Annotated in this window: 24 protein-coding genes, 1 riboswitch and 1 other annotated feature; of the genes, 9 read left to right on the forward strand and 15 right to left on the reverse strand. The window is 41.5% G+C overall.

All coding sequences use genetic code 11. The features are described 5' to 3' along the window. Positions 1-531 precede the first annotated feature (531 nt). The 3 genes from Q7A53_RS11515 to leuS all read right to left on the reverse strand — a co-directional run bounded on the left by Q7A53_RS11515 (position 532) and on the right by leuS (position 3,879). Positions 532-870 (reverse strand): rhodanese-like domain-containing protein, encoded by a 339-nt coding sequence (locus Q7A53_RS11515; RefSeq protein ID WP_411789319.1) that lies wholly within the window; start codon positions 868-870, stop codon positions 532-534. A 12-nt stretch (positions 871-882) separates the two neighbouring features. Further along, entirely contained in the window at positions 883-1,179 is a 297-nt protein-coding gene (locus Q7A53_RS11520) for a rhodanese-like domain-containing protein (protein ID WP_411789554.1), read from the reverse strand. A gap of 285 nt (positions 1,180-1,464) precedes the next feature. Continuing rightward, positions 1,465-3,879: a leucine--tRNA ligase gene (leuS, locus tag Q7A53_RS11525; RefSeq protein ID WP_411789320.1), complete on the reverse strand. Its 2,415-nt coding sequence runs from the start codon at positions 3,877-3,879 to the stop codon at positions 1,465-1,467. Between the two features lie 50 nt (positions 3,880-3,929). Further along, positions 3,930-4,150, reverse strand: a binding site (T-box leader). A gap of 210 nt (positions 4,151-4,360) precedes the next feature. Between leuS and Q7A53_RS11530 the strand changes: the two genes are divergently transcribed. Further along, positions 4,361-4,966 (forward strand): class I SAM-dependent methyltransferase, encoded by a 606-nt coding sequence (locus Q7A53_RS11530; RefSeq protein WP_411789321.1) that lies wholly within the window; start codon positions 4,361-4,363, stop codon positions 4,964-4,966. Here the strand turns inward: Q7A53_RS11530 and Q7A53_RS11535 are convergent. Both Q7A53_RS11535 and Q7A53_RS11540 read right to left on the reverse strand, forming a co-directional pair. Continuing rightward, complete coding sequence (locus Q7A53_RS11535; RefSeq protein WP_411789555.1) at positions 4,943-5,983, reverse strand: tetraprenyl-beta-curcumene synthase family protein; 1,041 nt, start codon at positions 5,981-5,983, stop codon at positions 4,943-4,945. The genes Q7A53_RS11530 and Q7A53_RS11535 overlap by 24 nt on opposite strands. Before the next feature lie 51 nt (positions 5,984-6,034). Further along, complete coding sequence (locus Q7A53_RS11540; protein WP_411789322.1) at positions 6,035-6,820, reverse strand: alpha/beta hydrolase; 786 nt, start codon at positions 6,818-6,820, stop codon at positions 6,035-6,037. Between the two features lie 69 nt (positions 6,821-6,889). Between Q7A53_RS11540 and Q7A53_RS11545 the strand changes: the two genes are divergently transcribed. Together Q7A53_RS11545 and Q7A53_RS11550 are read left to right on the forward strand one after the other, a co-directional pair. After that, on the forward strand, positions 6,890-7,405 hold the full coding sequence (locus tag Q7A53_RS11545) for a gamma carbonic anhydrase (protein ID WP_411789323.1): 516 nt from the start codon (positions 6,890-6,892) through the stop codon (positions 7,403-7,405). A 9-nt stretch (positions 7,406-7,414) separates the two neighbouring features. Further along, entirely contained in the window at positions 7,415-8,290 is an 876-nt protein-coding gene (locus Q7A53_RS11550) for a C39 family peptidase (protein WP_411789324.1), read from the forward strand. Here the strand turns inward: Q7A53_RS11550 and asnB are convergent. Next, positions 8,271-10,184 carry an asparagine synthase (glutamine-hydrolyzing) gene (gene asnB, locus Q7A53_RS11555; RefSeq protein WP_411789325.1) on the reverse strand — a complete coding sequence of 638 codons (1,914 nt, stop codon included), beginning with the start codon at positions 10,182-10,184 and terminating at the stop codon, positions 8,271-8,273. The two genes, Q7A53_RS11550 and asnB, sit on opposite strands and share 20 nt — an antisense overlap. Positions 10,185-10,339: 155 nt before the next feature. Beyond that, positions 10,340-11,539, reverse strand: a complete 1,200-nt coding sequence (gene metK / locus Q7A53_RS11560; protein ID WP_411789326.1) for a methionine adenosyltransferase — start codon at positions 11,537-11,539, stop codon at positions 10,340-10,342. A 223-nt stretch (positions 11,540-11,762) separates the two neighbouring features. Continuing rightward, a riboswitch (SAM riboswitch) is annotated at positions 11,763-11,880 on the reverse strand. A 323-nt stretch (positions 11,881-12,203) separates the two neighbouring features. Here metK and pckA point away from each other — a divergent pair. Continuing rightward, positions 12,204-13,793 carry a phosphoenolpyruvate carboxykinase (ATP) gene (gene pckA / locus Q7A53_RS11565; protein ID WP_411789327.1) on the forward strand — a complete coding sequence of 530 codons (1,590 nt, stop codon included), beginning with the start codon at positions 12,204-12,206 and terminating at the stop codon, positions 13,791-13,793. 74 nt (positions 13,794-13,867) lie between these two features. Here pckA and ytkD read toward each other — a convergent pair whose 3' ends face one another. Next, on the reverse strand, positions 13,868-14,347 hold the full coding sequence (gene ytkD / locus Q7A53_RS11570; RefSeq protein WP_411789328.1) for an RNA deprotection pyrophosphohydrolase: 480 nt from the start codon (positions 14,345-14,347) through the stop codon (positions 13,868-13,870). 269 nt (positions 14,348-14,616) lie between these two features. Here ytkD and Q7A53_RS11575 point away from each other — a divergent pair, with 269 nt between their 5' ends. Next, a complete protein-coding gene (locus Q7A53_RS11575) occupies positions 14,617-15,459 on the forward strand; it encodes a DUF6612 family protein (protein ID WP_411789329.1) in 843 nt (280 codons plus the stop codon). Positions 15,460-15,653: 194 nt separating this feature from the next. Here the strand turns inward: Q7A53_RS11575 and Q7A53_RS11580 are convergent, their stop codons facing one another. The 7 genes from Q7A53_RS11580 to Q7A53_RS11610 form a co-directional block, all read right to left on the reverse strand. Next, a complete protein-coding gene (locus Q7A53_RS11580) occupies positions 15,654-15,974 on the reverse strand; it encodes a hydrolase (RefSeq protein WP_411789330.1) in 321 nt (106 codons plus the stop codon). A gap of 158 nt (positions 15,975-16,132) precedes the next feature. Beyond that, complete coding sequence (gene menC, locus Q7A53_RS11585) at positions 16,133-17,236, reverse strand: o-succinylbenzoate synthase (protein ID WP_411789331.1); 1,104 nt, start codon at positions 17,234-17,236, stop codon at positions 16,133-16,135. A 3-nt stretch (positions 17,237-17,239) separates the two neighbouring features. Beyond that, a complete protein-coding gene (locus tag Q7A53_RS11590) occupies positions 17,240-18,703 on the reverse strand; it encodes an o-succinylbenzoate--CoA ligase (protein ID WP_411789332.1) in 1,464 nt (487 codons plus the stop codon). Between the two features lie 78 nt (positions 18,704-18,781). Next, a complete protein-coding gene (gene menB / locus Q7A53_RS11595) occupies positions 18,782-19,600 on the reverse strand; it encodes a 1,4-dihydroxy-2-naphthoyl-CoA synthase (protein ID WP_411789333.1) in 819 nt (272 codons plus the stop codon). A gap of 61 nt (positions 19,601-19,661) precedes the next feature. Beyond that, positions 19,662-20,459 (reverse strand): 2-succinyl-6-hydroxy-2,4-cyclohexadiene-1-carboxylate synthase, encoded by a 798-nt coding sequence (gene menH / locus Q7A53_RS11600; RefSeq protein ID WP_411789334.1) that lies wholly within the window; start codon positions 20,457-20,459, stop codon positions 19,662-19,664. 3 nt (positions 20,460-20,462) lie between these two features. Then, complete coding sequence (gene menD, locus Q7A53_RS11605) at positions 20,463-22,202, reverse strand: 2-succinyl-5-enolpyruvyl-6-hydroxy-3-cyclohexene-1-carboxylic-acid synthase (protein ID WP_411789335.1); 1,740 nt, start codon at positions 22,200-22,202, stop codon at positions 20,463-20,465. After that, positions 22,202-23,722 carry an isochorismate synthase gene (locus Q7A53_RS11610; protein WP_411789336.1) on the reverse strand — a complete coding sequence of 507 codons (1,521 nt, stop codon included), beginning with the start codon at positions 23,720-23,722 and terminating at the stop codon, positions 22,202-22,204. The genes menD and Q7A53_RS11610 overlap by 1 nt, the downstream gene beginning before the upstream one ends. A 110-nt stretch (positions 23,723-23,832) precedes the next feature. Here Q7A53_RS11610 and Q7A53_RS11615 point away from each other — a divergent pair, with 110 nt between their 5' ends. The 4 genes from Q7A53_RS11615 to Q7A53_RS11630 all read left to right on the forward strand — a co-directional run bounded on the left by Q7A53_RS11615 (position 23,833) and on the right by Q7A53_RS11630 (position 26,167). Continuing rightward, positions 23,833-24,777, forward strand: a complete 945-nt coding sequence (locus Q7A53_RS11615) for a 1,4-dihydroxy-2-naphthoate polyprenyltransferase (protein WP_411789337.1) — start codon at positions 23,833-23,835, stop codon at positions 24,775-24,777. A 92-nt stretch (positions 24,778-24,869) separates the two neighbouring features. Then, complete coding sequence (locus Q7A53_RS11620) at positions 24,870-25,265, forward strand: hotdog fold thioesterase (RefSeq protein WP_411789338.1); 396 nt, start codon at positions 24,870-24,872, stop codon at positions 25,263-25,265. 22 nt (positions 25,266-25,287) lie between these two features. Continuing rightward, on the forward strand, positions 25,288-25,662 hold the full coding sequence (locus tag Q7A53_RS11625; RefSeq protein ID WP_411789339.1) for a TraR/DksA C4-type zinc finger protein: 375 nt from the start codon (positions 25,288-25,290) through the stop codon (positions 25,660-25,662). Beyond that, on the forward strand, positions 25,637-26,167 hold the full coding sequence (locus tag Q7A53_RS11630) for a TspO/MBR family protein (protein ID WP_411789340.1): 531 nt from the start codon (positions 25,637-25,639) through the stop codon (positions 26,165-26,167). The genes Q7A53_RS11625 and Q7A53_RS11630 overlap by 26 nt, the downstream gene beginning before the upstream one ends. The last annotated feature ends 22 nt before the right edge of the window (positions 26,168-26,189 follow it).

The following is a 26,189-nucleotide window of genomic DNA, read 5'->3' on the forward strand; positions in this document are numbered from 1 at the left end:
GACGTACTGGTTGGTTCGTTCAGTTTTCAAAGATCAAGTGCTGCCCTCATCGACAGTAAATAAATTCTATCATAATTCGATAGATTGTGTCAATACAAAACATTAAATCAAAATTAAAACTTTACTTTGACTTAATAAAACTGTTTACTGCTTAAATAAGCAACGTTAATAATAATACATCCTTCAAAATCATAAGTCAATATCATTTTAAATTTTTTTAGATTCATAGATTAGGGGAGTCCCCCTTCTCCTCCAGCTGTATCCTTCAAAACCGTCAGAACTCAAAAGAATGCCTCTCCTCCTTTAGGTCTCCAGGTACACCTGACTAGCACAAGAAGATCGGCGGAATGGAAGTCTCATTATCCACGCAGGCGATCAACTTATGATTCGAGGGTCTGACCGATGAATGGAGCTTCAAACCGCAAAAGGCATCCACACTCAATGCCTATTCTAAATTACTAGAAAATAAAAAAGCCGAACCACTGTTAAACATTGGTCCGGATAATTATTTAATTATTTAGTCCCGCTTTTTTAAGAAGCAGGTTTAATATAATAGATGGAAGCTGTCCGTTTCTTATGAATTAATTTAGCAGCTAACTTTGCTCCGCGTTTATCATCTGTAATTAACAAAATTTGTTTGGTGCATTCAAAACGTTTATTAAGCTGCCTTGGCAAATAGCTTAGTGGGATATTTTCAGCACCTGGATAAGGGGAGCGATGTGATGCAATGTAATCTCTAATATCGATAACACAATAATCATCTGAGCTGAACTCTTTATCTTTCATAGGTTTAATTGAAAGTCCAAGAACTAATCGTTTAACTAGGAAAGTTACAGTAATTGCTGTAATAATCAGAATCAACCATTCCATTTTCAACCTCTCCTAGTAAAACACTAGCTCCCCGTTCCAATCCAGCATTCCACCCTCTAGATTATGGACTTTACGGAAGCCTTGAGCTTTTAGATATTCGGAAGCATTCATACTTCGTTTACCAGAACGGCAAACCATTACATATTCTTGTTCTTTATCGAGGCTGTCAGCCGACTCTGGAATTGTTCCTAAAGCGATATGTTTAGCAGTGGGGATCATTCCCTGGGCTACTTCCTCGTCTTCCCTTACATCTATAACATTAATTTTCGCATTATTTTCTAAGAGCTTTTCTAGTTGCTCAGGTTTCATTTGATTAATTTCACTCACGAGATTCCCCTCCTTATTTAATCTAACATGACCTATTTTATTGATTTATTTATCCAAGTCAAGAAAATGGCTCATACTAAAAATGAACAGTGACAAAAGAATTTAACTCATAAGCAAACCCGGACCATTTCTTCTCATTGGTCCGGGTTTGCTTGATTCAGAAATACAGGATGTTACGGCTTCTAATGATGGCTCGTGAATATCCTATCCTTGAATTCAAACTTCCTATTCACCGATCAAGTTACTGAAGACTTATTCGTTCTACCTTTAATTCGCGACTATATTGACAAGTTTTCCAGGTACAACGATGACTTTACGAACTGTTTTTCCTTCCAGCCATTCCTGTACTTGGTTATTCTCAAGTGCTGTTTTCTCTAAGTCTTCTTTGGACGCTTCTTGACTAACTTTAAGTTTAGCTCTAACTTTTCCCATAACTTGAACAACAATTTCCACTTCATCCTCCACAAGTTTAGAGGCATCATAGTCTGGCCATGGTTCATAACTAATAGTTTCTTCATGACCTAATTTGTTCCAAAGTTCTTCAGCAATGTGCGGTGCAATCGGTGAAAGCAGTTTTACGAAACCTTCCGCGAATTCTTTTGGAATCTCTTCTGCCTTATAGCCTTCATTGACAAAAACCATCATTTGCGAAATCCCTGTATTGAACCGCAGAGCTTCAAAATTATCTGTAACTTTCTGGACTGTTTCATGATATACCCTTTCAAGAGTATCGTCTTCACTATTAGAATGAATCTTTGCTGACAGTTCACCCTCTTCAGTAAACAAACGCCAAACACGGTCTAGGAAGCGTCTTGCTCCATCAAGGCCATTCGTTGACCAGGCAATCGAAGCATCCAGCGGACCCATAAACATTTCATATAATCTAAGCGTATCCGCTCCATGAGTGGCGACGATATCATCCGGGTTAACTACATTCCCTTTGGATTTGCTCATTTTTTCATTTCCTTCACCCAGGATCATACCCTGATTGAATAGTTTTTGGAACGGTTCTTTTGTAGGGACGACGCCTGCATCATAAAGCACTTTATGCCAAAATCTTGCATATAGCAGATGCAGTACCGCATGCTCGGCACCCCCGATATACACATCTACGGGCAGCCATTTTTTTAGCTTGTCATAATCGGCAAAGACTTCATCATTATCCGCATCAATGTACCGTAGATAATACCAGCAGCTGCCTGCCCATTGCGGCATAGTATTCGTTTCCCTACGCCCTTTCATTCCGGTCTCAGAATCCACTACGTTCACCCAATCGTCGATATTCGCAAGCGGAGATTCTCCAGTGCCTGAAGGTTTAATTTCAGTCGTTTTCGGAAGCTCGACTGGAAGCTCAGATTCATCCACAGGCGAAATAGATCCATCTTCCCAATGAATAATAGGAATAGGTTCACCCCAGTAACGCTGGCGGCTGAATAACCAATCTCGCAGGCGATAAGTCGTTTTATTCGTTCCTTTTTGATTTGTTTCCAGCCATTCAATTGCTTTTTCTATGGCTTCTTCCTTTTCAAGACCGTTTAGGAAATCAGAGTTTACGTGTTTCCCGTCCCCTGTATAAGCTTCTTCTGCAGTATTACCACCTTCCACTACTTCTGTAATGGCAAGGTCATATTTCTGAGCGAATTCATAGTCCCGCTCATCATGAGCAGGAACAGCCATAATCGCTCCACTTCCATAACTCATCAATACATAATCAGCTACCCAGATAGGTAACTTACTGCCATTAATAGGATTGACTGCATAAGCCCCTGTGAAAACACCAGTTTTATCTTTCGCTAAATCCGTACGTTCAAGATCGCTCTTATTTTGAGCTTTCTCAAGATAAGCTGCTACAGCAATTTTCTGGTCTTCAGTGACAATATCTTTCACTAGCGGGTGTTCCGGAGCAAGCACTGCATAAGTGGCTCCAAACAACGTATCCGGTCTAGTTGTAAACACATCAAAAGAAAGTGAATGACTTTCAATGTCGAAAGTGACTTCAGCTCCTTCTGACTTACCAATCCAGTTACGCTGCATATCTTTAATGCTTTCCGGCCAATCAAGTTCTTCTAAATCATCAAGTAAGCGATCAGCATAGGCCGTGATCTTTAACATCCACTGTTTCATCGGACGGCGCTCAACTGGATGCCCGCCTCGCTCACTTTTTCCATCAATAACTTCCTCGTTGGCAAGTACTGTTCCAAGAGCAGGGCACCAGTTCACAGCTACTTCATCAATATAGGCAAGACCTTTTTCGTAAAGTTTAAGAAAGATCCATTGAGTCCATTTATAATAATTAGGATCAGTCGTATTTACTTCACGCTCCCAATCGTAGGAAAAACCCAGCTCCTGAATTTGTCTGCGAAAGGTTTGAATATTCTGCTCGGTAAATTCTTCAGGATCATTCCCTGTGTCCAGAGCGTATTGCTCTGCAGGCAAACCAAATGCATCCCACCCAATTGGATGCAGCACCTCAAACCCCTGCATACGTTTCATTCTAGAAAGAATGTCCGTTGCTGTATATCCTTCTGGGTGGCCAACGTGCAGGCCGGCACCAGAAGGGTAAGGGAACATATCAAGGGCATAGAATTTCTCTTTATTTGACTGACTATCCGTCTGAAAGGTCTTATTAGAAAGCCAGTAATTCTGCCATTTCTTTTCAATTGTCTTATGATCGAAAGCCATGTTCTTTCCTCCTGTTCACTCTTAAATATAAAAAAAGCCTCTCATCCCAAAAATGGGACGAGAAGCTTTATTCCCGCGGTACCACCCAAATTAACGTGACCATTCACGTTCACTTGAAATCGATAACGGTGATTGAAACCGGCAAAAGCTACCATTTGAGTTCACTTCTGCGACATCCAAGGCGAGTTCATAAAGTTCAAGGTCAGCTTTCACCAGCCGCTGACTCTCTAGGACTTAAAGCTTTACTACTACTCCTTTTCCACGTCTTTGCATGTATAACCGTATATTAATGAAAGAACCCCTCTTTGTCAAGCTGAGGACGATTCTATAACCATAAGGAACTCTGATTCCTTTAAGCTAAAGGTCGTGTGATCGCAGCAGGCAGATGTTAGAATTAAGGTGCATCCCTTGCTCAACTTCCACCACTTTCATCTACAAAATTGAGAAAGGGAAATTTATTCAAACAAAGGAACTTAGACTAATGACCTTAAAAAAAGTATTACCATATGCTCATGAGCTAATGAAAGAAGTTCTAAAAGAAGGAGACACAGCTATCGATGGGACATGCGGAAACGGACATGATACGGTATTTCTTGCAAATCTGGTAGGGGAAACCGGCCGCGTATATGGGTTTGATATTCAAGCACAGGCCATTGATTCAACAAGCGATCGCTTGAGAGAGGATGGAATGGAAGATCGAGTCGAGCTGATTCAAGATAGTCATGGAAGCTGTATGAACTACATTTCTACCGCTCATTTATCTTCTTTACAGGGAGCGATTTTCAACTTGGGCTATCTGCCAGGCGGTGATAAGTCAATTGTTACTACACCGACGGAGACCATCGCATCGCTAGAACACTTATTCGCGAATTTAAATAAGGATGGCCTCATCGTACTTGTTATTTACCACGGACATCCTGGAGGACAAGAAGAAAAAAATGCCATTCTCGACTTTGTAAGTCAACTGGACCAAAACTCTTTCCAAGTGCTGCAATACAATTTTCTAAACCAAAGAAATAATCCGCCTTTTGTAGTTGCTATAGAAAAATTAAAGCCTGAGAACCTAAACAGGTCGCTCCGGCTTTAATTTATGGTACATTTTCGTATTAAGATAAAAGAAGGTGGCTTTCTTTCCGCTTACTTTCAGCAGATCCTTAACAAAGCTCTTCGCATTGGATAGCCTGCCGACTTTACGATCAGCTAAATACATACCAACCAGACCTGTATGGATCATGTGGTGGAACTTCGCATCTGGAAGTTTCTGAACTTCTTGATGTGTCTGCTCCACAAAAAACTTAAAGCGGTTCTTCATTTCTTCTTCGTGAGCATAATAAGAGCAAAAGTTTAAATCACCTTCTTCAAGGTCTTCCTGCTGATCTATATAATAATCAAGTAGAATGTGAAGGCCCTGCATAAAAGGAAAGTAACTCTTTTCTATTTGTACAGCAAGTGGCTTATCCATCGCTCCTCCCAAAGTATAAGAAACGAGACAGAATATACCTAATGTAGATCCCGTGCAAGCAGAAAACTCGTACCACTCCAGGTTAGGCCAGCTTGCCTGATGGTTTTCAAACCATTCTTTTAATCGAGGTATCCGTTCTTCTTCAATTACATGTTTATGTACTTGAAGATCATTATACAATCCCCCCAGCTTAACTGTATGGTCTGATACAAATGAATAGGTGTCTGAGCTTTTCAGCACCGTTTGACAAGTGCTTACCAGCGCATGTAAATAACCGCCATCATCTTTATCAGCACGATAATAATAATAGTCTTTCAGCTCATTTCCAGGTGTTAAGGCATCCGTCATCGCCTGGTGCAGCATACGAAAGTCTTTGGGATCCATGGAAGTACTGCGGTCGCACAGGTTATCCAAATAGTCGCTGATAGTCTGATAAGCGACGATAAAGCGGATAGCTTCCGCCCACTTTTCACCAGCTAATAATGCGTAAATAGAACCTCCTTCACAATGAAAGGTTTTCTCTTTAATGCTGGCCAGCGCCTGGCTTCGTAATTCCTGATTCGGGATGGCCTGTGCTTTATTTATCCACTGATCTAATTCTTGATGGACGCGAGGGAATATCGTTCGATAAACTCGAACCATCAACTTAACTGAATTGTGCGGAACTTGTCCAGACAAGATAGATCCTCCTATCTATGATTTAATTAATTGTTGTTGTAAGAACTGCAGAGTGTATTGGTAAACTATTTCACTATCCGGCTCATTAAAAAGTTCGTGATAAAAACCTTCCCATTCTTTATAGGTCTTTTCTTTAACAGCTGTTTTATGAAACCACTCTAATGTTTTACTTTGATCGACAATATAATCCTCTCCCGCCTGCATAACTAACAGCGGAACATCCGGAAACTGATCAATATAATCAAAAGACTCTTGAATAGCCTTGCGAAATTCACGATACCACCTTACTGATACACGATCAAGAATAAACGCATCTTCCTGATCCCTGGTGCTCACTGTCTCGTTCCTTGTTACTAAGTGAGGATTTAAAGGAGATTTCACTCGTAATGATGGCCAGATTGCATTTAAAATATGCGAAATAACTTCCATAGGTTTGGAGGGTCCATTCATTATTCCCGCTGCAGGAGAGGAGAGAATGACTCCGGAGACAGAGGGTTTCAATTCTTCCATGGCTCGTATCACAGCAGTCCCTCCCATACTATGCCCCAATAGGAATAAGGGAACTTGGTCATCCGCTTCAAAAATCCACCCTTTAATGGTTTGTATGTAACTATCAAAACGTTTAATATGACCTTTTAACCCCGGAGTATCACCTTGCCCAGGAAGATCACCATAAATAACGTTAAAGCCATCCTCATGAAATCGCTTGGCAAGCTCATGGTAGCGCCCTGCATGTTCAAATGCACCATGGACAATAATAATAGTACCCAAAGGGTTATTGCACTTTACTATTTTTTTCATGACTTCTTCCCCTTAAAACGAAACTATATTTGCTATACTGTACATAGTCATATTATAAGGGGGTTTATAATGATTTGCGAATATAAAGGAAAGATGCCTCAAATTGATCCCACTGCCTTTACTGCTGAAGATGCGGTCATCACTGGGGACGTAGTTATTGGAAAGGATTCAAGCATCTGGTTTAAAACAGTCATCCGAGGGGATGTAGCTCCCGTCAAAATAGGCGAACAAGTCAATGTTCAAGATTTAAGCATGCTTCATCAAAGTCCAGGCCAGCCATTAACGATTGAAGACGGGGTAACTGTTGGACACCAAGTTACTCTTCATTCCGCCAGTATTAAGAAAAACGCCTTAATTGGTATGGGGTCCATCATTTTGGATGGTGCAGAAATTGGAGAAAATGCTTTTATCGGTGCCGGCAGCCTTGTGCCTCCAGGGAAAGTAATTCCAGCTAATACCCTTGCATTCGGCAGACCGGCAAAAGTGATCCGAGAATTAAATGAAGAAGATTATAAAGAACTTGACCGTATCCGGCAAAGTTATGTTGAAAAAGGGCGCTACTATAAAGAAATATTAGACAGGTGATCTACTTCTATGAGCACTTTTTTATTACTATTCAGTTTAACCGCCGCGATCTATTTATCTGTGCATTCCCGAAAGCTTGTGCCCTCCCTTAAAAGGAAAGCCTTGCTTTATAGCCGGTTATTTTTCTTAGTAAGCGTGTGTATTCTTCTCTATTTCTCCTTTGAATACCATTGGGCAGCTAAAAGTAAAGCCTTCTATTCTGCCTATATCGCTGGTCAAGAAACTGAAGCATTGTCCAGGGAAGGGAATAAGAACCTGCAAAGAGCTGAAGGCGACTCACTCTCTCCCTCTATCAAATTGAATGTCCCCCTTGTAGAGCAGTTCCCTGAATTGCCACGAGGCTGTGAGGTCACCAGTTTAACTATGCTCTTTAAGTTTAATGGTGTCGATATGGATAAGCTTACTCTAGCAGATGAAGTTAAGAAAAACCCTGCAAAATTGCATATTTCAAAAGGAAAAGTGTACTATGGTGACCCAAACGACGGGTTTGTGGGAGATATGTACACGTTGAAAAATCCAGGACTGGGAGTATATCACAAACCTATTTTGGAGCTCGCGCAGAGCTATTTTGATGAACGAGCCATTGATTTTACCGGCCAGGACTTTTCTCAGCTATTAGAGTACTTAAACCAAGGACAGCCGGTTTGGGTGATTATTAACTCAGATTATAAGAAGCTGAATAAATCCTATTTCAAAACCTGGATCACTCCAAATGGAAAGCGGCAGATCACAAGAAAAGAACATTCCGTTGTGGTTACTGGATACGATAAGAATTACATCTACTTTAATGATCCATTAAATCGAACAAAAAAAGCACCCATTAAAAGCTTCAAAGAAGCATGGGTGCAAATGGGGAAGCAAGCAATTACGATCTCGAAGCCGTAAGCTTGCTTCTTGTTTTATCTTCTTCCATTAAATGTTCTAACGGAATTTTTCTTTCGATATAAATTTGGTGCCACAGCATAAACATTAGGACGGTCCAAATCTTGCGGCTATAGTCACCTTTCCCCTGACAATGAGCTTCCAATAGATTCAGAATGTATGGCTTGTCAATAAGATAACTCGTTTCGCTTTCATGAATTAACGTTCTCGCCCACTCATTCAATTCATCTTTTAGCCAGTGACGAATAGGAACAGGGAAGCCAAGTTTTTTACGGTCGAGTACATGATCAGGAATAATCCCTCTGGATGCTTGCCTTAAAATGCTCTTCGTTGTTCCATCAGCAATTTTCAGATCTACCGGAATTTCTCTAGCGGCTTTAAACACTTCTTTATCTAGAAAAGGAACACGCAGCTCAAGTGAATGCGCCATCGTCATTTTATCAGCTTTCAGAAGGATATCTCCGCGCATCCAAGTGTGGATATCTATATACTGCATTTGGTTAACCAGATCATATGAACCTGCATTTTGATAAAGAGATTCAGTCACCTTTTGATAAGGCAGTTCATGACGGTAGTCTTTGAGGAGCGCTTGTTTCTCTGCTTCTTCAAACATTTTAGCGTTTCCGATATAACGATCTTTAAGTGGTGTGGTTCCTCTTTGTAAGAAACTCTTACCTCTTACTCCTTCCGGAAGCACATCCGCTACTTTTCCGATCATCTTCTGAAGGGTGCTGGGAATATGCTGAAATGCTTTCAGTGACTCCGGCTCCCGGTAAATATTATATCCACCAAACAATTCATCACTGCCTTCGCCGGAAAGCACGACAGTGACGTGCTTACGTGCCTCACGAGCAACAAAATAAAGCGGCACACAGGCAGGATCAGCTAATGGATCATCCATATGATACATAATCTTAGGAAGCTTCTGCACATATTCTTCTGGTGTAATCATATAAGAAATATTCTCTACTCCTAATTTTTCAGCAGTTTCTTTCGCAACATCTACTTCAGAGTAGCCTTCTCGTTCAAACCCTACAGAGAAAGTTTTAATATTAGGGTTAAATTGCTTCGCCATAGCGACAATAATAGTAGAGTCAATGCCCCCAGACAGAAAAGAACCTACAGGAACGTCACTTCGCATATGTTTATTTACCGAATCAAACATCACATCTTGGATCTTGCTGATCCAATCAGTCTTGCTCATTAATTTAGGCTGAAAGGTTGCGTGGAAATAGCGATGAAACTCGATAGATTCCCCCGGCTTCTTAACGAAATAATGACCTGGTTCAACTTTATGAATACCTTCTGTTAAGGTCATTGGTTCTGGTGCAAATTGATAACTTAAGTAATGCTGAAGCGCATCCGTGTTCACTACTTCATTTTGTTTAGCCACGGTCAGGCTTTTTTTCTCAGAAGCAAAGTACATCCCATCCTCTTCGGAAGCATAAAAAAGAGGTTTGATACCAAAAGGGTCTCTTGAACCATAAAGAGTTTGTTCCTGCTTGTCCCAAATAAGGATAGCAAACATACCACGCAATTCTTGAAAGGCACGTTCTCTTTTTTGATGAAACAGAGCTGCAATCACTTCTGTATCCGATTCAGTTGCAAATGTAGCACCCTGCTCTTTTAACTCTTCTCGCAGTTCTACATAATTATAAATTTCCCCGTTAAAAACCATCCAATAACGGTCATTTTCATAGCTCAGCGGCTGGTGACCACTTTCAATATCAATAATGCTTAATCTTCGAAACCCAAAGGATATATAATCATCGTGAAAGAAACCTTCATCATCAGGTCCACGATGAGTAATTAAATCATTGCGATATTTGAACGTCGCTTGTTGTTCGTCATCAGGGAGGGAAGGAAGATCTCTAATCATTCCAATAAATCCACACATAGACGTTCCTCACTTTCTTTTTTGCTGTCTAAACTTACGAGTCAAAATTATACCATAAATCAATGACCTCTTCGAGAGCCTATATTGGTCATTTTATGTAATATTCCCTAAAAAAAACATCGTTCTTGAAATTTACCCAAGAACGATGCGCGTATTTATTGGTTTAGATAACTGTTCAGCTCTTCTGCTTTATCTGTTTTCTCCCACGGAAACTCAACATCGGTTCGGCCAAAGTGCCCGTAAGCAGCTGTTTGACGATAGATTGGACGTCTGAGATCAAGCATTTTGATAATTCCGGCAGGGCGGAGATCAAATAAATGACGCACCGCTTCGACAAGTGCCTCTTCAGAAACTTTTCCTGAACCATTAGTATTGATGGAAATTGAAACTGGCTGAGCTACTCCGATCGCATAGGCAAGCTGAACTTCACATGAATCTGCAAGCCCCGCAGCTACAATGTTCTTGGCTACATACCTTGCCGCATACGCTGCGGAACGGTCTACTTTAGTCGCGTCTTTCCCGCTGAACGCTCCCCCGCCGTGACGAGCGTATCCTCCATAAGTATCCACGATAATCTTTCGACCTGTAAGGCCCGCATCACCCTGCGGCCCCCCGATGACAAAGCGCCCTGTAGGATTAATAAAGTACTTTGTTTCCTTGTCAATCAATTTCTCTGGGACCACTGGCTCGATTACATGTTTTTTCAAATCGGATTGAATCTGCTCGAGCGTAATTTCTTCTGCGTGCTGTGTAGAAATAACGATCGTATCTACCCTTTTCGGCAGATCATTTTCATCATACTCGATGGTCACCTGCGTTTTACCATCCGGCCGCAAATAATCAAGCGTTCCATCATTGCGGACATCAGATAACCGTTTAGACAATTGGTGAGCAAGCGAAATGGGGAGCGGCATAAGCTCTTTTGTTTCATTATTTGCATAACCAAACATCAGTCCTTGATCCCCAGCGCCAATTGAGTCAATTTCTTGATCGCTCATTTGACCTTCTCTAGCTTCATACGCTACATCTACGCCGCCGGCAATGTCCGGGGATTGCTCGTCAATAGCGGTCAAAACTGCACAGGTGTCCGCATCAAATCCATATTTAGCCCGGGTGTAGCCAATATCTTTGATGGTCTTACGAACAATTGCAGGAATATCTACATAAGTATTTGTGCTAATTTCACCAGATACGAGCACAAGGCCCGTGGTTACCGTGGTTTCACAAGCCACTCTTGCATTTGGATCGTTCTTTAAAATTTCGTCTAAGATGGCATCAGAGATCTGATCACAAATCTTATCAGGATGACCTTCTGTTACGGATTCTGATGTAAATAACCGACGATTGGCTGACATTCTCTAAAACTCCTCCTTCAACATGACACGAATAGTAGACGGAACTCTTTACCAGTATGTGTGTAGAAACTAATAAGTCTTCATTTATATGTGGAACATACGTCCATGTCACCACCTATTAGTCAAACCATAGGTGTAGCTGTCTTACACAGCCGTGACGAATATTTCCCTTAAAAAAAGAAAAAACCCTTCCTTACTAGAGGAAAGGGGCTGCATCCTTTCGCTCTTATCGTCCAAGTAACTGGTTACCAGTACTTGCTTCAGGTTAGCACCGTGCCATTAACAAATGACGGGTTGCCGGGTTTCAAAGGGCCTGTCCCTCCACCAACTCTGGATAAGAGAGTTTCCGTTCGAAATTATCGTATCGAAATACCCTGTTAATGTCAATAAAACCGCAATGAACGTTGTTAAATATGGTTTTAAAAATTTTTTACCCCCATTATCCCTGAGGCAATAATGATCTTTTCCTATAAGGAAAGAAAGGTGCAGGAAGTAACTGACATACAACAGGGTTAAGAGTATAATGAGGATACAGTGTCATCATTTCAAAGAAAATCAAGTTTTTGATTATTAGTATGGATTATTAAAAGCAATGTGTTATACTAATGGTCAGAAAAAACTCAATGCTTTATTTAAATTTTTTTATAAAGGCGGGAAGACACATATGAGTGCCATTAACCAAATGTCTGAATTGAACCAACTATTAGCAGAAGAGCATGTACAGCACCAATTATCAGTACCACAACTGGTAAAAAAGATTCTTTCCCGTAATGAGGGTACCTTAACTGATCAAGGCGCTATTCAAGCCACTACTGGTGCTTATACTGGAAGATCACCAAAAGACAAATTTATTGTTAAAGATGAAGACTCCGAGTCAAAAGTAGACTGGGGAAATATCAACCAGTCTATTGATGAAGATACTTTTGTTAACCTGTATCATAAAGTCCTAGAATACTTAAAAGACAGAAACGAATTATTTGTTTTCAAAGGATATGCCGGCGCTGATAAGAAGTACCGCCTTCCTATTCAAGTAATCAATGAATTCGCGTGGCACAACTTGTTTTCACGACAAATGTTTATTCCTTTAGATGAGGAAGATAAGCAGGAACATGAAGCTGAGTTTACTGTAGTGTCGGCCCCTACATTTAAAGCCGAACCCGAAATTGACGGCACTAACTCCGAAGCTTTCATTATGGTCTCTTTCAAGCACCGCATTGTTTTAATTGGCGGTACGGAATATGCAGGCGAAATTAAGAAATCTATTTTCTCCGTGATGAACTATTTACTGCCTCAGAAGAACATACTCCCTATGCATTGTTCAGCAAACGTGGGGCCAGAAGGAGACGTGGCCTTGTTTTTCGGTCTGTCCGGCACAGGAAAAACTACACTGTCTGCAGATCCCGGACGTCGCTTAATCGGGGACGATGAACATGCTTGGTCCAACCACGGCGTTTTTAATATTGAAGGCGGCTGCTATGCAAAATGCATCAACCTTTCAAAGGAAAAAGAGCCGCAGATTTTTGATGCGATTCACTTCGGTTCTGTACTTGAAAATGTAGTACTGGATGAGTCTTCTCATGTTCCTGACTATAATGATACTTCGTTGACTGAGAATACGAGAGCCGCTTATCCACTAGAGCATATTCAAAACATTGTCCAGCCAAGTATTGCTGGTCATCCGAATACGATTATCTTTCTAACTGCTGATGCTACAGGAGTGCTGCCTCCGATTAGTAAACTTACTAAAGAACAAGCTATGTACCATTTTTTAAGCGGTTACACAAGTAAACTTGCAGGAACGGAACGTGGAGTTACTTCTCCTCAAGCAACGTTCTCAGCATGCTTCGGTTCCCCATTCCTTCCGCTTGCACCTTCTGCTTACGCTGAAATGCTTGGGGAGAAAATTGATCAGTTTAACTCTGAAGTTTATCTCGTTAATACAGGCTGGACAGGAGGAGCTTACGGCGAAGGTGAACGAATGAATCTCTCTTATACTAGAGCCATGATTCACGCGGCACTTGAAGGCGAATTAAATTCAGTAGAAACGTATCAGGACCCAGTGTTTGGATTGAATATTCCAGCCCACTGCCCAGGAGTTCCAAGCGAAGTGTTAATTCCGAGAAAGACATGGAAAGATCCTGAACAATATGATTTAAAGGCTAAAGAATTAGCTGAGAAGTTTCATAGCAACTTTAAGAAATTTACTAAGGCAAGTTCTGAAATTAAGCAAGCAGGACCTGTTTATCAAGGATAAAAAATTTATGATTTAATCTCTTCACATTATAAAATTAGAAGGCAGGCAATCTCATGATTGCCTGCCTTCTTTGGTCAGAGTTCATTTTCAATTTTCGTTTGGATGTACTCCATACATTGGGGAAGAACTTCATCCTTCATCATGAAACTAAAACGATCATTAGAAGCCATGGTTTCCGGCAGCCTTTCAAATAAAACGGGACCAAGCGTTTCAAAGTAATGCTCCTGTACCACTAATTCTGAAATCGTAGCGAAATATACATTCTTAATAATCGTCCCGCCTTTGCCAGCTACATGATATTGACCAATGTAGTTCAAATCAAGAACTTCTGCCCCTGTTTCTTCTTTTACTTCTCTAATGGCCGCTTGTTCTGGTGTCTCTCCTTCTTCAACTTTACCACCAGGAAATTCAATCCCACGATCCTTATGCTTTGTTAGTAACCAGCGGTTCTTATACCGGCAAATGACCCACACATGTTTCGGACAACTCGAAAATGGATGATCTTCAAATGATAGCGTAACTTGATTTCGGTAAAAATCGTAAAATGTTTTCATGTTTGATCAACTGCCTTTTATTCCTGATTAGCTGCAATAGACCTTTTCATTAGCAACTACTTTCGTAAGTACTGAAACGTCTTTATAAAGCGTACCATAAGCAGATCTAAATACAAACCTGGAATTCCTTTTTGGGTTACTTTGCTGATACTGATATTATTCCTGTAATCGAATTAGAGTAAACCCTAAAGGTGATTATTGTATATAATGAAACTTTTTTCCTTTTCACTCGTATATGTTACTAGAGACTATATTTAAAGGAGGATTCGATGAAACATAAATTAATGCTGCTTATGTCACTCTTATTAGTGATTGGATTAATGGGCGCCTGCTCCAGTACGGAAGGGTCAAAAATTGCAGATATTTATTCAAAATCAACTGCGGCAAGTAAAGATCTTAACAGCTTTTCCATGAAAGCAGATTCGGTTCAATGGGTCCGAATGGGAGATATGGAAAGCAAAAAGACTGCAAACGGAAAAGAAATACCCGGCGGCATACCTATGCAAACCACCATTGATGCCGATATCCAGATTGACCCCGCCGCTTTTCACCAACATGTAACATCGATGGGCCAGACCACAGAGCAATATTATACTAAGGATGGCTTTTACATGTCCTCACCTGGCAGTGAAAAGTGGATGAAAGCTCCCAAAGAATATTTGGATCAGTTAAATCAATTAGCAGCGGCTCAGAAGACACCCGCTCAACAATTAGAGAAGCTGCAAGATTATGTAGACGAGTTTGATTTAGATCAAAAGGATGGTCAATACATTCTTTCCTTTCATTCAGAAGGGGAAAATGTGAAAGACCTCCTTAAAGATACAATGAAAGAAACATTCCCAGAAGGAAAACTTCCGGAGGACTTGTTGGATAAAGTAACCATTAAAAATGTAGATTATACATTTAAGATAGATAAAGAGTCCTACTATCCCACAGCGATTGATATGGAAATGAATTTCACTATCGATGATCAAGGCAAGAAAACTCACATAAAGCAAACCTTAAATGGAGTATATAGCGACTATAATCAAATTGGAGAAATAAGTGTTCCAGCTAAAATCCAAAAATCTGCCAAAGAACTCTCCGACATGCAATCCCTGCTAGACCAGTAACGTTTGCTTGGTAGTAACAAATCATGCTTGTAGAGAAGTTATTCTTTCTCTACAAGCTTTTTTGTGATTGCCTTGGATGAACTGCCAGCTCATTCAAGAATCGCACGCAGGGAATCGTATAGTTTCCGAGTAACTGCGTGTAATAAGAATTTCAAGATATTTTCGTGCCTCTACTTTCATTTTACCTTTCATTCTTATTCCGACAGATCCTCCAAAACACCCATCTCTTCAATTTGCTGTCTCGATTCTTCATTTCCCAGGTTATAAATCATTCGAAATGCAGTCTTCATTCCTTCATCATATTCATCATTAGCTTCATCCAGGTGATAAGGTAAAGCGGTAACATGAGCTCTGAAAAAAGATCGCACATCTGAATTATAAATTTCTTCAAACACTTCACGCAGCGCCATTACTTCTTCATTACTAGCTTCGATAATGAAATCATCATTATTCGCATCATGGTTAATCGAAATTTCCCTTGTGCCGATGTTTACGTAATATTCCTTTTTATTCATAATTCAGCCCTCCTGCTCTTTATTGTGAGCATTTGGCGTCATCCTTATTACAGAATCAAGGAATTAATCTTAACCATACATTAGCTTTCGATCTACAGGCTTCAACCTTTGATAAAAGCAAAACAAACATATCAGCTAGATGAGAGCAAGAATAACTTCTATTGATAGGACTTCACATAGTTGCTTGTACTTAAAGATCGAAGAAATTCTTCATTCACTTCCACTCCAATCCCAGGTCCTGACGGAACATCAATTTCTCCATTTTCTACTTGGATCGAAGGGGTAACTATATCCTTATAGAAGTACCGGCATGAACTTGAGAGATCACCTGGAATCGAAAAATTTTCTAAGGAAGAGAGCGCTAAGTTATGGGCTTTAGAAATACCACTTTCGACCATTCCACCGCACCAGACAGGGATTCCAGATTCCCTACTTAAATCATGAATAGCTAAAGCTGCAGTTAATCCCCCAACACGACTGATTTTTATATTTAGAACCCGGCAGCTACCCAATTCGATCGCCTGCTTAGCGTCGTGGAAAGACGCTATCGATTCGTCCATACAAAGAGGTGTTGTTAGTTGTGATTGCAATTTCCTGTGCAAATAAAAATCTCCTGCTTGAAAAGGTTGTTCAATCATTAACAACCCCAATGTATCCAGTGATTTTAAATAAGGAATATCTTTTTCAGAGTAGGCGCCATTAGCATCGATCATTAGCGGGAGACCAGGATCGATCTCCTGAACTCTTTTTACCAACTCTTTCTCTTTTCCTCTTTCTACTTTAAGTTTATATCTTTGATAACCGCTGCTTTTTAAATAGGAAATATCTTCTGCCAAATGGTCTGATAAACTGAGAACTGCCCCTGCTTTTACGCTATTTCTCACTCCGCCAATGAGTTCCTTAAGACTTTTGCCTTGCTGTTTACCGTATAAATCCCACACTGCCCCTTCTAAGCCTGCCTTTGCCATTGGGTGGCCCTTGACATAGGAAAACTTGTCCACAAGTTCTCGAGGGTGCGTAAGATCCTTAAATTTTAAATTAGGAAGCAGGATATCCACAATCACGTGCCAAGCTGTCTTTACCGTTTCAGAAGTATAAAAAGGAGTCGAGAAGGCGCTCACTTCCCCCCATCCCTTACGACCTTGCTCATCTTCCGCTTCAATAATTATTAATTCTCGATTAGTAATTGTACCCTGATGCGTTACAAATGACGTCCGCATTGGAAGCTCTGCGAGGTGCAGAGTAACCTGTTTAACATTCATTGATCATTCTCCATCCTTGAGAGTGTCCGTCAATTTTCTTCGAAGAATTTTATTAGAAGCATTGCGAGGCAATTCTTTAACGACGTGAAATGAATGAGGAATTTTGAATTTTGCCAAGTGAAGGGTGCAATACTCATACATCTCTTTCACATCTGCTTCTGCCTCTGGTTCCATGACTAGAAAAGCTGCCGGCACCTCGCCCCATTGATTATCCTGCACACCGGCGACTCCTGCCTCTTTAACACCGCGTATCCCTGTCAGAACACTTTCAATTTCCGCCGGATAAACGTTCTCTCCTCCTGATATAATAACGTCCTTCACGCGGTCTACAATATATAAGAATCCTTCTTCGTCCAAGTAACCTAGGTCCCCGGTTCTTAACCATGGGCTTTTCCGCTCTTGATGTTTATAATACCCATCTGATACCATAGGTCCGCATACTAAGATTTCCCCCACTTCTCCCGGCTTTTCTGCCTCTACAATTAAATCAGCAGTATGAAGAGCTTTACCAGAAGAGCCCACTTTTCTAAATGCGTCTCCAGGGCTCAAAGTTGAAATTTGCGAGCTCGTTTCAGTCATGCCGTATGTTTGGAAAACCGGAATGGATTTGTCATGTGCTTCTTCTAGCAAAGGCTTTGGTGCAGGACCACCACCCAAGAGCATGCAGCGAAAAGCAGACGGGTAAAACCGCTCCTCTAAATTATCCAGTAAGCGTTGCAGCATTACAGTTACCACAGAAACAATCGTCACTTGATTATGGAGAATCTGCTGATTAACCTTGTCTTCATCAAAGGAGGCAAACAGACTGATCGGCATACCATAAATAACATTTTTCATAAGTATAGAAAAACCGCCTACATGAAAAACCGGCAGACACAACAACCATTTATCATGAGATGATAACCCTAAATTTAACGCAGAGGAAATTGCACTGAACCAATGGTTTCCATAAGAATGAACCACTGCCTTTGGCTGACCGGTTGTTCCTGAGGTGTACATCATAGTAAATGGGTCCTCTAAATGCAGAGTCGATTTCAATTCACTTTCCTCACTCAACCTCGGACAATCCTCCAGAGTATGAAAATCCTTCTGTGTTAAAGATGTGGTCTGAATAGCTTCCTTTCCTTGTTGATAGAGGCTTTCTTCCGCAAACAAAGATGTCACTTCGGCATCTTCCAATTGGAAAGCAAGCTCCGTGGGGGTTAAACGAGTATTCAGCATAACCCCTACAGCCCCTATGTAGCTAAAAGCGTGAATAAAGATGGGCGCTTGACGAGAGTTCGTTACCAAAAGGGCAATATGGTCACCCGCCTTCACTCCTAGCTCCTTCATTCCTGCAGCTGCCTGCCGGCTTTCCTTTCTTAATTCTGAGAATGTGAGGACTTCTCCATTCTCAAATTCTATTGCGGGACGATTCGGATTCAATTCAAACTGTTTTTCGAGCCAATGAGGAATGGTTTGATTCATTCAAATAACCTGCCTTCTTTTATTCTTAAATAAAAGGGCTTACCCGAGTTGGGCAGCCCTTGGAAAATCAGTATTATATTAAGGGAAACGCGGAAACTTATCAAATTCAGGTTTGCGTTTTTCCTTAAAGGCATCGCGGCCTTCTTTCGCTTCATCAGTAGTGTAATACAATAGAGTCGCGTCTCCGCCCATTTGCTGGAGCCCTGCTAATCCGTCTGTATCGGCATTAAAGGAAGCTTTAAGGAAACGAAGGGCAGTAGGAGATTTATCAAGCATTTCCTTACACCACTGTACAGTTTCCTCTTCAAGTTTGTCTGTAGGAACCACAGTATTAACTAATCCCATGTCTTCTGCTTCTTTGGCACTGTATTGACGGCAAAGGAACCAAATTTCACGGGCTTTCTTATGACCTACGATTCTGGCAAGCAGTCCTGCACCATATCCTGCATCAAAGCTGCCCACTTTCGGGCCTGTCTGGCCAAAAATAGCATTGTCAGCAGCAATAGTTAAGTCACAGATAATATGTAAGACATGACCACCGCCGATAGCATATCCTGAAACCATAGCAACGACAGGTTTAGGAATTACCCGAATTAAGCGTTGAAGATCAAGTACGTTCAAACGCGGAATGTGGTCGTCTCCAACGTAACCGCCATGACCTCTTACTTTTTGATCTCCTCCTGCACAGAAAGCCTCATCTCCTGCACCCGCAAGCACAATAACACCAATGTTGGAGTCATCACGTGCGTAAGCAAATGCGTCGATCAATTCATGCACCGTATGAGGACGGAAAGCATTTCTAACCTCAGGACGATTAATCGTGATTTTAGCAATTCCTTCAAACGTATCGTATAAAATATCATCGTATTCGCGTTCGCGAACCCATTCAAAAGACACTATAAATTCCTCCTTACTTTCTAACAATCGTTTAATTAAACCGGACTTCGCCGGTACTCCTTTATTGTAACACGAAGTCATTTACAATTTTAGCGAAAAACTCTGGATCCTCAAGATGGACGGCATGGCCGGCACCTTGGACTTTTACTACTTTCGAATCAGGCAGCAGTTGCTGCATTTCCTTGTTGATCCTGACAAATTTCTGGTCTTCAGTTCCAGTGACAAGAACCACTCTTATGGACACATCCTTAAGATAGGCCCACATAGATGCTTGCTTTCCTGTTCCCATGGAAATAAGAGACTGAATCAGCCCCTCCTTTTGATGCTGTAACCGTTCTGTTCGAAGCTGGTACTTTCTATTCACAGACAGGTTTCTCTGTGTCACGAACAGGGGGATATTTTCCCAAAAAGAGACAAATGCTTCCAACCCTTCTTCTGAAATCATTTTGGCTAGATCTCTGTCTTTCGCCTCCCTGTCAGCCTGCTCTTCACTGGACTTCAAGCCCGGAGAAGCACTCTCTAATAAGAGTCCCTTCACTCTTTCAGGATAGAGCACAGTAAAGGTTAATGCGGCTCTTCCTCCCATAGAATACCCCAGTAAGTGCACCTTAGGAATCAATAACTGCTCAAGTAAGGTATTTACATCGTGACAGAATTGTTCCATTGTTACCTCACCGATCACACCGGTTTTTGCATGGCCAGGCATATCAACCCGGATGGTCCTTACCTGATCAGGAAGTCTTTCCAGCAAATCGTCAAAAGTATGAAGACTGCCGGTAAATCCATGAAAAAGCAATAAAACCGGACCGTCTCCTTCATCCTCAATCCAGTACGTGTGGTGATTAACCGTTACATACATTGGTTAAATCCCGCCCCATTGCTCTATTTCTTCTTTAATACTACCCCATTTGGCTTTATGGAAACCTACATGGTCATCACGGCTGGTGATCACTTCAACCACGGAAAGTCCCTGCTCTAGATAACTGTCTTCTAATGCTCTTTTATAATCGTTCCAGCTAGTTACCTGATGATGGATGCCACCATACATCTCCACTGCCGGCTTCAGATTAATTCCAAGTGGAGTGCCAAATACTTCTTCAAAATGATCTTTATGATTCACTTGAGGCAAGTAGGAGAATATTCCTCCACCATCGTTATTAATTACTACAATCGTTATCGATAAATTCTTCTGTTTGGCAAGCAGTAAACCATTCATATCATGAAAAAAGGAAACATCACCTAAAAGCAATGTGACCTGCTTCCCAGAAGAAGCCGCGCCAAGGGCAGACGAAATAACCCCATCAATGCCATTTGCTCCTCGGTTTGCCATAATTTTAACTTGTTTTGGAGTTGACATAAAAAAACTGTCCACATCGCGAATCGGCATGCTATTGCCGACAAAAAGGATAGAACCATCCGGAACAGCTTCTGATAAGTACACCACAGCATGTCCTTCGTTAAGATCATTGTCCGGTTCCAGCAGCATCTGATTTTTGGCAATGACATTCATTTCTTTCCATTCCGTAAGCCAGTTAGACGTCACGCTTCCTTGACGATAATATTCTGCCAGGCTTCGACAAAAGTATTTAGGCTCTGACCAAATAAACTGCGCTGTTATGCCTGCAGGCTCACGGAAGCTTGAGTACTCATCTACAATGAAATGATCAATGGCATGATCATATTGGCGGATCCACTGTAAATACGCCTTCGAAACTGGCATAGCTCCAAATCGAATTATATAATCTGGCTGCCATCGATCTTTAACTTCCTGTGACTTAAGTAAAGAATCATAGTTCTCTATAATATTGCGCTTATCATGCTTTCCCGTTCTCAACTGTGACAAAGGATCAGCAAAAACCGGAACTCCAAGCCTATTGGCTAATTCCGTAATAGGCTCCGCCAGCTCTTCATCTGTCTGGGGTCCACAAACAATTAATCCCTTCCGATCCGTCCCTAGTTCGCTGTAAAGGTCTTGAATCTGGGATCTGTCTGCACAAACAGTTCCTCTCCATGCTCTCGGAATCGGCTTTTCCTCTTTCCGCCATAAGCCTTCAAGGTTAAAATCAGGGATCAAGGGCTCTCGAAATGGGAAATTCACATGTACCGGCCCCGCATGTCTGCCCAGACTTTCATCAACTGCGCGGGCTGCCTGCCGTCTGGAATAGCCTGTCTGGGAAAGTTCCGGCAGAGCCATATCATGATGCCATTTCACATACTTCCCATACATATGCGATTGATCTATAGCTTGAGGTGCACCTACCTCCCTTAATTCATGCGGGCGGTCTGCCGTAAGAACAATTAATGGAATTCTGCTGTAATACGCCTCCACAATTGCTGGATAATAATTAGCAGCCGCTGTGCCTGACGTGCAAACTAAAGCTACAGGCGCTTGCTGCTCCTTCGCCATTCCTAAAGCAAAGAAAGCAGCAGAACGCTCATCAAGATTCATCCAATGCTTAATATTTTGATGTTCCGCAAAAGTCATTGCCAATGGAGTAGAGCGTGACCCTGGTGAAATTACTACATTCTCCACTCCTGAATAGACTAGTTGGTCGACAAAATGTGTCACAAACTTTGACAGTGCCTGGATATGATCCTCCATTACAATCCTCCTAAAACAGACAGCATGGGTTTTAATTTAACCGCCGTTTCCTCGTATTCGGCTTCAGGGTCAGAATCTTCTACTACTCCACAGCCAGCAAACAGCGAAGCTTCTTTTCCTTGAATAAGTGCCGAGCGTATCGCAACCGCAAATTCGCCGTTATTCGACCGGTCGAACCAGCCGATAGGTCCTGCATACCAGCCGCGATTTAAATATTCATTCTCTCGAATATAAGTAACGGAAGCTTTCTGCGGCATCCCCCCAAGGGCAGGAGTAGGATGTAATCTCTCCACCACATCAAGAAGCGTATAGCCATTTTCTAATGTTGCCCTTACAGGGGTATAAAGGTGCTGTAAATTACTCAGCGGATACAACACGGGAGCTTTTGGAATCTCAACATTATAACAGCAAGCTTCCACAGCCTCCCTGATCATACGCACGACAAATTCATGCTCCTGTCTATTCTTAGGATCATGATAGAGCTGCTGACCTAAAGCATGATCTTCTTCCGCATCTTTCCCACGAGGTGTAGTACCGGCTAAACAAGTTGAAACGAGCTGCTGGTCTTCTACTTTCACGAGGCGTTCAGGCGTAGCGCCGATGAAATAATCGCCTCCGCTTTCTACTGCAAAAATATAACTGTTCTCCTGGGTATTTACTAATTCCCTGAGTACAGCCGCAATTTGGACAGGATCTTTAAAAGTCACTCTTAATTCACGGGCAAGCACTACTTTATCGAGAATACCCTGCTTAATATCATCGGTAGCACGTTTCACAGAGGCTTTCCAATCTTCTGGATTTAGTTCTGTAGCATGTAACCGTTCAGGAAGGTCAGGCACATCACGGCTCTCTTTAAGCAGCAGTGCTCTCTGCTCGAGAATTTGATGAACGATTTGCTGTTCATGATCTTCCGGATAAATAAGCACCGTTGTTGTAAAATAAGATTCACCGTTCCTGTTAGTTAACAAAAATGCCGGAATCGTCATTTGACTGTCCGGGAAAGATTCCCAGGGGGTCTTTTCCTCTTCAGCCGAATCAAAACTAAATCCGCCCAAAGCTACGACACCTGTACCTTTCTGCTCAAAGGGATCGTAAACAATCGCTTTAGCTCGTAAATCATTCCAAGCCTTCTGAAGCTCATGAAAACGATTTTGGCTCGCAGTAAACATTTGGCTCGCACAACCGGAGCCTGCCATCACAAAATCCTCTTCGGCACTGCGCCAGAACACGCGATGCTGATCTACTTGTGCAGCATTTTGAAAAAATATAAAAGGGTCTGTCAGATCAATACGATCCACTACACTCACTAACTGCGGCTGCCCTTCGCGGACCGCATTTGCTAAAGCGTCCTCAATAATCTCTTCTATTTGAGGGACTTTTGTATGAAGCATATTCATTCCTCCCAATTCATAAGGGACGTATTCCAGAAAATCCTTTATAATGAAACTATCATCTAATTTTGTTTTTCTTGAATCCCGTATATCTTTCTCTATTTTATTCTCTTTTTTCGCTTGACTCAAGAAATCACACCTGTTTCTTATATATTCTTCATGGATTGACACTCCAAGTCAGTTTCCCTAAACTTAAGTTGATATAATATTACTAGTCTTTACAAGGGAGAGAAACACCCATGAGCTCTTTGCCAAACCAAAATATGAAAGCTTCCTTGAATGAACGCGAAGGATTGCAAGTATGGTGGAGGCTTTTGCGCCCACACACATTAACCGCAGCATTTGTACCCGTTTTTGTCGGAACGATGCTCGCTGCAATTGATCAGTCAATTAATTTCTGGTTATTTACAGCAATGCTGCTCGCCTCGATCCTCATTCAAGCAGCTACGAATATGTTTAATGAATATTACGATTTCGTCCGGGGGCTGGATAATGAAAACTCCGTAGGGATAGGCGGTACGATCGTTCGGGATGGAATTCGTCCACGTACGGTATTATGGCTTGCCCTCAGCTTTTTTATGATTGCTGCCTTACTTGGCTTTTATATCTGCGCCGTTTCCAGCTGGTGGATAGCTCTAATCGGAATTGTTTCGATGTTATTTGGTTACCTTTATACTGGCGGCCCTTATCCAATTGCTTATACTCCTTTTGGAGAAGTCACAGCAGGTTTCTTCATGGGAACCATCATAATCGGAATAAGCTATTACATCCAGACCCTGACAATAAATAGCGAAGTGGTAATCGTCTCCATCCCTGTGGCTATTTTTGTAGGTTCCATTCTATTAGCCAACAACATTAGAGACAGGGTCGGCGATGAAGAAAACGGCAGACGTACCCTTGCCATTCTTTTCGGGCATAATGGTGCCGTTACTCTGCTCGGAACATTGTTCACACTTGCTTATGTACTAACGCTTGTCTTTATCTTGACTAATATGCTCCCTATCTGGTCTCTCATTACTTTACTGAGTTTAGTAAAAGGTGTGAAAGCTGTAAAAGGTTTCACCGGCAAGTCGGCGCCGCTTGAAATGCTTCCTGCCATGGTTTCCACTGCCAAAACAAACACTATCTACGGATTTCTTTTAGGGATATCGTTACTTTTGCAACTCTATCTGCCAATAGGATAATATTTCAGAAAAGAGGATGGTGAGAAACCATCCTCTTTTTATACAGGTTTTATAAAATGATCTCAGGGAAATAATAAAAAAGGAATGATTAAATGGATATTTCAATGAGGAATACTTTAATGGAAACGCTGGGAATGGAAGTGGTTAAAGCAACACCAGAAGAAGTTCAAATCCGGATGCCGGTGGACCAGAGAACACATCAGCCTATGGGCTTTCTTCATGGAGGTGCAAGTGTAGCATTGGCAGAATCTGCGGCAAGCATCGGTGCCTATTTGAATGTAGATCCTTCTGTCCAGCAAGTCTTCGGAATGGAGATTAACGCCAATCATTTAAGGAGTGCCCGGTCAGGAAATGTAACCGGCGTGGCCGTTCCCTTACATATCGGAAAGAACACGATGGTTTGGGAAACGAAAATAACAAATGACAACGACCAGATGATTTCCATATCCCGGTGCACCATAGGGGTTGTTCCTCTTAAGAACTCCTGACATAAAGAAAGGGGAAAAAAATATGCTTTCAGAAAAACAAATTAAGGAATTTAAACAACAGTTAGAAGAAATGAAAAGAGACACGGAAGAGGAATTAAAGGATTACCGAAAAGAACAAAAAGAAAGTGATTATCAGAAGGATAATACCGGAGAGATTTCCAGTGTAGCTGATCATCCCGGCAACCTTGGGACAGATCAATTTGAACAGGAAAAAGAGTTAACTTTTTATGAACAGGCCCGCGAGCGATTAATGGAAGTTAATGACGCTCTAAAAAGAATTGAAGAAGGCCGTTTCGGCGTAAGTGAAAAGAGCGGAGAACCTATTCCCGTTGAGCGGCTGGAAGCCATCCCGACGGCAAGGTTTAAAGTAGATGAGGTGGAGGAAGGACAGTCATAAGCCGTTCTTTTCTTCTGTTATGAGACTTCTAAAGTTATTGCTCGTATTTATTTTCATTTACGCCGCTTTCGCTCTGGCGGGATTTTTGTTCCCCATTGATCAGTCTTGGTATGATTCGCTTGATAAACCTGCTTTAGCACCGACAGGCACCTTTATTGGAATGGTCTGGGGCATTTTATTTGGTCTAATTGCTCTTGCTTATACTTGGGCTTTCCATAGAAGAGGTTCCTTCCGTATGCCTGCCGGACTATGGATACTTATTATCTTGAATTATATCTTTAATCAAATGTTCAGCTACTTTCAGTTTTCTCAAAAAGACTTACTATTTGCAGCTATCGATTGTGGATTTACGGCTTTAACTACTATTTCTTTAGTCCTTGTGTTTGGAAAAATCAGCAAACTGAGTACACTGCTGTTACTCCCTTACATGTTTTGGACTTTATTCGCCACCTACTTGGCATTCAAATTCTATATGCTAAATCCAAATATGACTATGTTCCAATAAAAAAAGCGCCGGATTCGGCGCT

The organism is Halobacillus rhizosphaerae, from assembly GCF_046719735.1.
GTDB lineage: Bacteria > Bacillota > Bacilli > Bacillales > Halobacillaceae > Halobacillus_B > Halobacillus_B rhizosphaerae.